The following is a 6,271-nucleotide window of genomic DNA, read 5'->3' on the forward strand; positions in this document are numbered from 1 at the left end:
TAAAGACCGTCTGATTTTGTATGAATGGATGTCCGATCGTACCCAATGCTGGCGACCCGGGCAAATCGCATGCGGTATTTCCATAGGAGAACTGACGCTAAGAAAGCGGAACTATACCTCCAGCGAGGGTGTCTGATGCTGTGTATGTTGGCTACAAAGCGCGCCATCGCATGATTCATTTTCACCGCGAAAACCAAGCGAGCGAGATGGAAGACTTCCTATGTACTTGGCATGCAACCAGCGAAGATTGGAGTACGAAACATGGCTCGCCACCATCGCTCTTGCAGCGAAAACGGCGCTACCCGTGGCGAGTCTGGCGGTGACGTCAGACACTGCCGCCGATAATCATCGGCGGGAGGCGGGAAAGTAACGCCTGTCAGATACGAGAACGGTTAGCAAGACGACTCGGGGCAGGAAGAGGACGTTGGGCACATTTGTTCACATCTTTGATAGCAGCCTCCGATGCTCTAACAACATCGCCTTCATTTTCTGCCCATCGAAAAACGATTGGGCTATAATCGGCCCGTTGTCATGGAGCTCAGGCTCCGTGACGGCAAACGCTAGGGGTCCTGCACGTCGCATCAACGGCGCGTGGGTGAGAAATACCCTCCGAACCTGATCTGGATAATGCCAGCGAAGGGAAGCAGCCGAATCGATGCAAGCGTGCGCACATCCGCGTCCGCCTTGCAGCACCCCGGCACCTCCTTTGCTGGCTCCGCAAGCAAGGGAGCCACATGAACGCACCTCTGAAGTCATCCCGGGTATTCGATGCCGCCACCGCCACGGTGGACCACGCGGCCATCAACCCACTACCCAATTCGCGCAAGGTCTATATCGAAGGCAGCCGGCCCGACATCCGCGTGCCGATGCGCGAAATCAGCCAGTCGCCCACGCCCGACAGCTTCGGCGGCGAGCCGAATCCGCCGCTGTTCGTCTACGACACCTCCGGCCCATACACCGAGCCGGGCGCGGCGATCGACATCCGCAGCGGCCTGGCGCCGATGCGCCAGGCATGGATCGCCGAACGGGGCGACACCGTGCAGCTGGACGGCCCGACCTCGCACTACGGCCAGGCGCGGCTGAACGATCCGCAGCTGGCCGCACTGCGTTTCAACCTGCAGCGGGCTCCGCGCCGCGCCCATGGCGGCCGCAACGTCACCCAGATGCACTACGCGCGCGCCGGGATCATCACGCCCGAGATGGAATTCATCGCCCTGCGTGAAAACATGCAGCGCAAGGAATACATCGCCTCGCTGGAGTCGTCCGGCCCGATGGGGCAGCGCGTTGCGGCGCTGCTGGGCCGCCAGCATCCGGGCCAGTCCTTCGGCGCCAGCATCCCGGCCGAGATCACCCCCGAATTCGTGCGCTCGGAAGTGGCGCGCGGCCGCGCCGTCATCCCCGCCAATATCAACCACCCGGAACTGGAGCCGATGATCATCGGCCGCAACTTCCTGGTGAAGGTCAACGCCAATATCGGCAACTCGGCCGTCACCTCGTCGATCGGCGAGGAAGTGGAAAAGATGACCTGGGCCATCCGCTGGGGCGCCGACACGGTGATGGACCTCTCGACCGGCAAGCACATCCACGAAACACGCGAATGGATCCTGCGTAACAGCCCGGTACCGATCGGCACGGTGCCAATCTACCAGGCGCTGGAAAAGGTCAATGGCAAGGCCGAGGAACTGAGCTGGGAGATCTTCCGCGACACCCTGATCGAACAGGCGGAGCAGGGCGTCGACTACTTCACCATCCACGCCGGCGTGCTGCTGCGTTATGTGCCGATGACGGCGAACCGCCTGACCGGCATCGTCTCGCGCGGCGGCTCGATCATGGCCAAGTGGTGCCTGGCCCACCACCGCGAATCGTTCCTGTACACGCACTTCGAAGACATCTGCGACATCATGAAGGCCTATGACGTCTCGTTCAGCCTGGGCGACGGCCTGCGTCCCGGCTCGATCTACGACGCCAACGACGAAGCCCAGCTGGCCGAACTGAAGACCCTGGGCGAGCTGACCCAGATCGCCTGGAAGCACGACGTGCAGACCATCATCGAGGGTCCCGGCCACGTGCCGCTGCACCTGATCAAGGAAAACATGGACCTGCAGCTGGAGCAGTGCCACGAGGCGCCGTTCTACACGCTGGGACCGCTCACCACCGACATCGCGCCGGGCTACGACCACATCACCTCGGGCATCGGCGCGGCCAATATCGGCTGGTACGGCACCGCCATGCTGTGCTACGTGACGCCCAAGGAGCACCTGGGCCTGCCCGACAAGAACGACGTCAAGGACGGCATCATCACCTACAAGATCGCCGCGCACGCGGCCGACCTGGCCAAGGGCCATCCCGGCGCCCAGCTGCGCGATAACGCCCTGTCGAAAGCGCGCTTCGAGTTCCGCTGGGAAGACCAGTTCAACCTGGGGCTCGACCCGGACAAGGCGCGCGAATTCCACGACGAGACCCTGCCCAAGGATTCGGCCAAGGTCGCCCACTTCTGCTCGATGTGCGGCCCGCATTTCTGCTCGATGAAGATCACCCAGGAAGTGCGGGAGTATGCTGCCGCCAGGGGATTACAGGGCGCACCTGCCGATGCGGCGCTAACGCACGGCATGCAGGAAAAGGCGATCGAGTTCGTGAAAAACGGCGCCCAGCTGTACCGGGAGGTGTGAATGACGCCGATCGAAGTAAACGGGGCGCCGTGTACGGTGCCGCAGGGGCAAACCCTGTTCGGCCTGCTGGAACAGCTGGGCCTGAGCGGACAGGGGATGGCGCTGGCGGTCAACCGCGAGGTGGTGCCGCGCCAGCAATGGCTGCACCGGCGCCTGCATGAGCAGGACCGGGTCGATATCGTGCGCGCCATCGGTGGCGGCTGACAGGAGACAAGACATGAATGCTTTGAACGACATCAAACAGGACGTGCTGACCATCGCCGGCCGCGCTTACCAATCGCGCCTGCTGGTCGGCAGCGGCAAGTACCGCGACCTGGAGCAGACCCGCGAAGCCACCCTGGCCGCCGGCGCCGAGATCATCACGGTGGCGATCCGCCGCGTGAATATCGGCCAGGACCCGAACGCGCCGAGCCTGCTGGACGTGCTGCCACCAAGCGAGTTCACCATCCTGCCGAATACGGCCGGCTGCTACACCGCCAAGGATGCGATCTACACCTTGCAGATGGCGCGCGAGCTGCTGGGCGGGCACAAGCTGGTCAAGCTCGAGGTGCTGGGCGACCAGAAGACGCTGTTCCCGCACATGCCGGAGACCCTGGTCGCGGCCGAGGCGCTGGTGAAGGACGGCTTCGACGTCATGGTCTACTGCAGCGACGACCCGATCCAGGCCCGCATCCTGCAGGAGATCGGCTGCGTGGCGGTGATGCCGCTGGCGTCGCTGATCGGCTCGGGCATGGGCATCCTCAATCCGTGGAACCTGTCCCTGATCATCGAGCAGGCCACGGTGCCGGTGCTGGTCGATGCCGGTGTCGGCACGGCGTCGGACGCCGCGATCGCGATGGAGCTGGGCTGCGACGGCGTGTTGATGAACACCGCGATCGCCGCCGCGGGCGATCCGGTGCGCATGGCGCGCGCGATGAAGCACGCGGTAATGGCGGGGCGCGATGCCTATCTTGCGGGCCGCATGCCCCGGCGCTTCGCCGCCTCGCCCTCGTCGCCCGTCGAAGGAAAGATCACGGGATGACACCCTGCGTGCTGGTGTTTGCCGGGCTCGATCCCGGCGGCGGCGCCGGCCTGGCCGCCGACATCCTGGCGATCGCGGCGCAGGGTGCGCACCCGCTGCCGGTGGCCACCGCCATCACGGCGCAGGACAATAACCGGGTCCATGCGGCGAGCCCGGTCGATGCCGAATGGGTCGCGCGCCAGGCGGCGCCGCTGCTGGCCGCCTTCGACATCGGGGCGGTCAAGCTGGGCATTCCCGGCAACGCCGCCAATGCGGCGGCGATCGCGGACATCATCCGGACCTTGCGCGCGCGCCGGCCCACCTTGCCGGTGGTGCTCGATCCGGTGCTGGCCAGCGGCCATGGCGATGCGCTGGGGCAGGGTGACGCTATCAAAGCGCTGCGCGAACTGCTGGCGCTGGCGACGATCGTGCTGCCCAACCTGCCCGAGCGCGAGGCGCTTGGGGCGCATGGTGGCCGCCAGATGCTGGTGACCGGCGGCCACGCGGCCGGTGACACCGTCGTCAACCGATGGCTGGTCGACGGTGTCGAGGCGCGCGCCTGGCACTGGCCGCGCCTGCCGCACGGCTACCACGGCAGCGGCTGCACGCTGGCCGCGGCGCTGGCGGCGCGGCTGGCGCTGGGCGAGCGCATGGAGGCGGCGCTCGACGCGGCCCAGGCCTATACCCATCACACGCTGGCGCAGTCGTATGCGCTGGCGCCGGGGCAGCGCATCCCGCGCCGCCTGCTTCAATTGACAACCTGCTGACAACCTGAAAGGAGTCGACATGCGCGGCTTGTACCTCGTTACCCCGAACTGGGACGATACGGAAAAACTGATCGCCGCGACCGACGCCGCCCTTGGCGCCGGCGCCGCGCTGGTCCAGTACCGCCACAAGGAAGCCGGTCCCGACCTGCGCAAGGAGCAGGCAACAAAGCTGCTGGCGCTGTGCCGCCGCCATGGCCGGCCGCTCGTCATCAACGACCACCTCGACCTTTGCCAGGCGATCGATGCCGACGGCGTGCACCTGGGCCATACCGACGCCGGCATCCGCGAAGCGCGCGCGCTGCTGGGCCAGGACAAGATCGTCGGCGCCTCGTGCTACGGTGAGATGGCGCTGGCGCGCACGGCGGTCGAGGCGGGCGCCAGCTATATCGCCTTCGGCGGCTTCTATCCGTCGCCGGTCAAGAAATACACCTTCGTCACGCCGCCCGAGATGCTGGACCAGGCGCGCGCCGAGTTCGACCTGCCGATCGTCGTCATCGGCGGAATGACACCGAACAATGCGGCGCCGCTGGTGGCGCGCGGGATCGACCTGGTGGCGGCGATCACCAGCGTCTATGGCTCGCGCGATCCCGCCGAGGCGGCGCGCGCGTTCGGCGCGCTGTTCCCGCCCGCCTGAACCTACAATGGGCGCATCGCGATCACCGTCGTCCATCCATGCGCCCATTGCTCCTGTTCGCCCACACCCGCCGCCACCCGTCCGCCATTCTGTTCCTGGTCCAGCTGGTCGGCATGCTGGCCTATCCCTTCATCGAGGGCACGCCGGCCGGCCAGGTGGGCTTTAATGTCTTCGGCATTGTGGTGCTGGCCTTCACCATCCGCATGGTGCGGCGCACGCCCGGCGAGGTGGGGGTCAGTCTGGCGCTGGCGGTGCCGATCATCGGGCTGCTGCTGGCGCAGATCCTGTTCGGGATGCGCGAACTGCTGGCCTGGTCCTCGGGCCTCGAGGCGCTGTTCTATTTCTATGCGGCGGGCAGCCTGATCGCCTACATGATGGACGACGAGCTGGCCACCACCGACGAGCTGTTCGCGGCCGGCGCCACCTTTACCCTGATTGCATGGGGTTTCACCCACCTGTACGTGCTGTTGCAGGAAGTCCATCCCGGCACCTTTGCCGCCGCCATCAATGCGGCCGCGCCGCGCACCTGGACCGAACTGAACTACCTGAGCTTCGCGCTGCTGTCGAGCACCGGCATCGGCGACGTGATTCCGCTGACCGTGCACGCGCGGGCGCTGGCCAGCGTCGAGATGCTGATCGGGCTGATGTACCTGGCGGTGGTGGTGGCCCGGTTGATTGCGTTTACCACGCGTAACCGGATTGCGGTGGGGAGGGCGCGCAAGCGTCGGATGGAGGATTGGGAGAGGGACTAGGGCCTGCCCGTGCTGCATCGCTCGGTGCTGGTGTAGGGGGCGGTGCTGCTTTTGGCAGGCTGCGCTGCTGACTTGATTTATCATGACATCCATGGGATGAAATTACTGCAGGTATGTTAGCCGTGACGTGGAGAGGATATGCTCGTTTTATTTGATTGGCGCGCCTTACTCGTAGTTTTTGTTTTTCTGGTCAGCTTGGCGATGTCGTCCGTAAAAACTTTTGCGTTTTTAAGTGGGGCAACGCCTCCTGCGAGCGCTTACGTAGTGGCAGTGCTATTTGCAGTTCTGCTTTATTTTGTTTTTTCTTTGGCGAGAATGGCAATCAAGGCTTTTTTGAAGAGATAGACTTCCGAGCCTACTTGTTCAGTATCGTGCGATCATGTTCCTCGCCGTAGCTGGCCTTTGTTCCGTGCAAAAGCTATGCTGGGCGAATTGATTGTTGGGTTCAG

The 6,271-nt window shown here is 64.7% G+C and carries 6 protein-coding genes and 1 riboswitch; all 6 genes read left to right on the plus strand.

Annotated elements, in window-relative coordinates; genetic code table 11:
* Nucleotides 1-552: 552 nt before the first annotated feature.
* Nucleotides 553-659, plus strand: a riboswitch (TPP riboswitch).
* 75 nt (nucleotides 660-734) lie between these two features.
* The 6 genes from thiC to FVD38_RS25620 are packed head-to-tail and all read left to right on the plus strand — an operon-like array spanning nucleotide 735 to nucleotide 5,822.
* On the plus strand, nucleotides 735-2,669 hold the full coding sequence (gene thiC / locus FVD38_RS25595) for a phosphomethylpyrimidine synthase ThiC (protein ID WP_147937371.1): 1,935 nt from the start codon (nucleotides 735-737) through the stop codon (nucleotides 2,667-2,669).
* Nucleotides 2,670-2,873, plus strand: a complete 204-nt coding sequence (gene thiS / locus FVD38_RS25600) for a sulfur carrier protein ThiS (RefSeq protein ID WP_123070019.1) — start codon at nucleotides 2,670-2,672, stop codon at nucleotides 2,871-2,873.
* Between the two features lie 13 nt (nucleotides 2,874-2,886).
* Nucleotides 2,887-3,690 carry a thiazole synthase gene (locus FVD38_RS25605; protein ID WP_147937372.1) on the plus strand — a complete coding sequence of 268 codons (804 nt, stop codon included), beginning with the start codon at nucleotides 2,887-2,889 and terminating at the stop codon, nucleotides 3,688-3,690.
* Nucleotides 3,687-4,436 carry a bifunctional hydroxymethylpyrimidine kinase/phosphomethylpyrimidine kinase gene (locus FVD38_RS25610; RefSeq protein WP_147937373.1) on the plus strand — a complete coding sequence of 250 codons (750 nt, stop codon included), beginning with the start codon at nucleotides 3,687-3,689 and terminating at the stop codon, nucleotides 4,434-4,436. The genes FVD38_RS25605 and FVD38_RS25610 overlap by 4 nt, the downstream gene beginning before the upstream one ends.
* A gap of 19 nt (nucleotides 4,437-4,455) precedes the next feature.
* Entirely contained in the window at nucleotides 4,456-5,070 is a 615-nt protein-coding gene (gene thiE, locus FVD38_RS25615) for a thiamine phosphate synthase (protein WP_147937374.1), read from the plus strand.
* A 38-nt stretch (nucleotides 5,071-5,108) separates the two neighbouring features.
* Nucleotides 5,109-5,822 carry an ion channel gene (locus FVD38_RS25620; RefSeq protein ID WP_147937375.1) on the plus strand — a complete coding sequence of 238 codons (714 nt, stop codon included), beginning with the start codon at nucleotides 5,109-5,111 and terminating at the stop codon, nucleotides 5,820-5,822.
* Nucleotides 5,823-6,271 lie beyond the last annotated feature (449 nt).

The organism is Massilia arenae, from assembly GCF_008014745.1.
GTDB lineage: Bacteria > Pseudomonadota > Gammaproteobacteria > Burkholderiales > Burkholderiaceae_D > Telluria > Telluria arenae.

Bases quoted from the DNA above. Each gene is read 5' to 3' on its own strand.
- FVD38_RS25610 (WP_147937373.1), top strand. From the start codon at position 3,687: ATGACACCCTGCGTGCTGGTGTTTGCCGGGCTCGATCCCGGCGGCGGC.
- FVD38_RS25605 (WP_147937372.1), top strand. From the start codon at position 2,887: ATGAATGCTTTGAACGACATCAAACAGGACGTGCTGACCATCGCCGGC.
- thiC (WP_147937371.1), top strand. From the start codon at position 735: ATGAACGCACCTCTGAAGTCATCCCGGGTATTCGATGCCGCCACCGCC.
- thiE (WP_147937374.1), top strand. From the start codon at position 4,456: ATGCGCGGCTTGTACCTCGTTACCCCGAACTGGGACGATACGGAAAAA.
- thiS (WP_123070019.1), top strand. From the start codon at position 2,670: ATGACGCCGATCGAAGTAAACGGGGCGCCGTGTACGGTGCCGCAGGGG.
- FVD38_RS25620 (WP_147937375.1), top strand. From the start codon at position 5,109: ATGCGCCCATTGCTCCTGTTCGCCCACACCCGCCGCCACCCGTCCGCC.